Origin of the sequence: Intestinibacter sp. (genome assembly GCF_051866655.1) — a bacterium.
Classification (GTDB): Bacteria; Bacillota; Clostridia; order Peptostreptococcales; family Peptostreptococcaceae; genus Intestinibacter.
The window spans coordinates 1-2,732 of record NZ_JBJDXL010000444.1 but is presented as its reverse complement, the minus strand read 5'-3'; the positions used below and the strand labels follow the sequence as shown (position 1 = coordinate 2,732).

Below are 2,732 nucleotides of genomic sequence, written 5' to 3'. Positions count from 1 at the left end.
AGATATATACACATTAAAAGAAAAAGACCTCGCAATATTTAGAAGAAGAAATGTAGGACTTATATATCAGTTTTACAATCTAATTCCAGTATTGACAGTCAAAGAAAACATAATGCTGCCGGCAGAACTCGACAATAGAAAAATAGATAGCGAGTACTATGAGGATTTAATAAAAACTCTAGGTTTAAAAGAAAGAGAAAATCATCTACCAAACCAACTTAGCGGTGGTCAACAACAGAGAACTTCAATTGGTAGAGCCTTAATAAATAGACCTACTATAGTTTTAGCCGACGAACCAACAGGTAACCTAGATAGCAAAAACTCAAAAGAGGTTGTAGAGCTTCTCAAAATTTCAGTTAAAAAATACAAACAAACCTTGATAGTTATAACTCACGACACAAACATAGCACTTCAAGCTGACAGAGTCATAACTATGGAGGATGGAATTATAAAAAGTGATGAGGTGATATAGATGAACTTATATACTTCATTGACTATAAGATATTTAAAAGAAAATAAAAGAAGAACTCTAGTTACTATAATAGGCATCATACTTTCAACTGCTCTTATATGCGGTATAGGAAATATCTGTATGAGCCTTTTAGATTACGAGATGAGAAGTGCTATTTCTAGCAATAGTGATTTTTATGCTAGCTTTTACGGTTTAAATAAAAAAGACGCACTAGTTGTATCTAAATCTGCTGAAGTATCTAAATACGGTTATAAGCAAGAGGTAGGATCTGCATTGATAGATAAAGAAAAATCCTCTTTACTAGAAGTAAACTCATTTGACAAAAATACATTTGACAGCTATATGCTGACTATAGAGGAAGGCGAATTTCCTAAAAATGAAAATGAAATAATTTTAAGTCAAAAAGCTATTAAAAATTTAAATAAAAAAGTAGGCAACACTATAGAATTAGAAGTAGGCGATACTGAATACGATGAAACTGGCACATTCTCAAAAATAACAAACGGCAATAAAAAAAATTACAAAATAGTCGGCATTATGAGCAGGCCTGATTTTGAAGTATATAATTCACTAGCTATATGTGGATTTGATATAAATTCAAAATCCGACAAAGATGTATTTACTGTATCTATAGCTACAAAAAATCCTAAGGGAATATACAATACTACAATGAATATAGCCAAACAAATAAATCTAGCTCAAAGTGAAAATCCAGATGACGCTAGTTATAATTACAACAATCAGACAAATATGTACTACAAAAACATAGATTTTAACGAGCATCTATTGAGACTTTTTGGAGCTAGTGTTAATGAAAATACAAACACAACTATAACATCTATAGTAATACTCATAGCCTCACTTGTAATAATATGTACTATAGCTACTATCTACAACTCATTTAGTATATCTATAAGTGAACGTAAAAAACAATTTGGAATATTAAATTCAATAGGAGCTACAAAATCACAAATTATGAAGCTCGTATTTTTAGAAGCTCTTTTAATAAGTATAATAGGAATACCAATAGGACTTCTATCTGGTACTGTGGCTATTGATATAGTATTTAAGGTAATTGAAAGCTTCTTTAAAACTTCATTATTTGGTGAACTAGGTTTGAGAATAGTATTTAGCCCAACAGTATTAATAGCGAGTACTTTGATAATACTAATAACTATTGCGATTTCTACAATACTTCCTGCTATAAATGCAGCTAAAACTTCACCACTTGAAGCTATTAAAAACAGTGCCAATCTAAAAGTCGGCAAAGTTAAAAAATCTAAATTAGTAAAATTGATATTTAAAACTGAAGGAGAGCTTGCATATAAAAACCTTAGAAGAAATAGAGGCAAGTTTAGAATCACACTTTTTTCTCTAGTTATAAGTATAGTCATATTTATATCATTTAACGGCTTTATGGATATGTTTTTAAAGGCAAATAATGTATACTACGGTCAGATTACAAGTGATTTGACTTTATATGCTAATAAACCTGCATCAGAAGAAAAAACTAAAAAGCTTTTAGATGAAATAAGAAAAACTAAAGGCGTAAATGATGTCGCATCTGATTTTTCATACAATGTAATTTTATCTGTAGATCAAGATGATATAAATCAAAAGAATAAAGAGCTTATAGATAAATATTTTGAAAAGAAGGGAAATAGCTATGAATTTACTTTCAACAGCCTTCGTTTTCCTGGAGAGAGTAGCATCAAAAATATAAATCTAGTAGACGGAAGCTTTGAAAAAGATAAAGCTGTAAAAGAAAATGGAGTAATCTTAGTTAAAAATAGCTATGCAGAATCTACTGGTAAAAAATCACATCTAACACTTACAAATTACAAGGTGGGAGATACATTAAAAGCTACTGTAGAAGCTTATGACGATGAAACAGGAGATTCGATTGAAAAAGATCTAGAGCTTAAAATAATGGCTATAACTGAAGATATAATTACAGGAAATAATCAATATAAAGATATGGGATACGATATAGTGGCATATGATGAATTGATTCAAAAATTAGATTTACCAAAGGACGAAAATCTTTACAATAATTTCGATGTTTCAACTGATAAAAGCGAACAAGTCAGAGAAGAAATAAAGAAATTAGCAGAGGACTCAAATTTCAATGTATACGACAGAGTAGAAGAAGCTAAACAAAATCAACAAACTATGGATGTCATGAAAATTTTCGTATATGGATTTGTAGTAGTTATATCTCTAGTCAGTGTAACTAATATAATAAATACAATCACCACAA

General features: G+C 29.8%; 2 protein-coding genes. Both read left to right on the top strand.

Going from position 1 to position 2,732, the window contains the following annotated elements; all coding sequences use genetic code 11:
- A partial coding sequence (locus ACI3VO_RS13405; protein WP_439758402.1) for an ABC transporter ATP-binding protein occupies positions 1-472 on the top strand: 472 nt, incomplete at its 5' end.
- On the top strand, positions 473-2,732 hold a 2,260-nt coding region (locus ACI3VO_RS13400; protein WP_439758401.1), incomplete at its 3' end, for an FtsX-like permease family protein. It abuts the gene before it with no gap.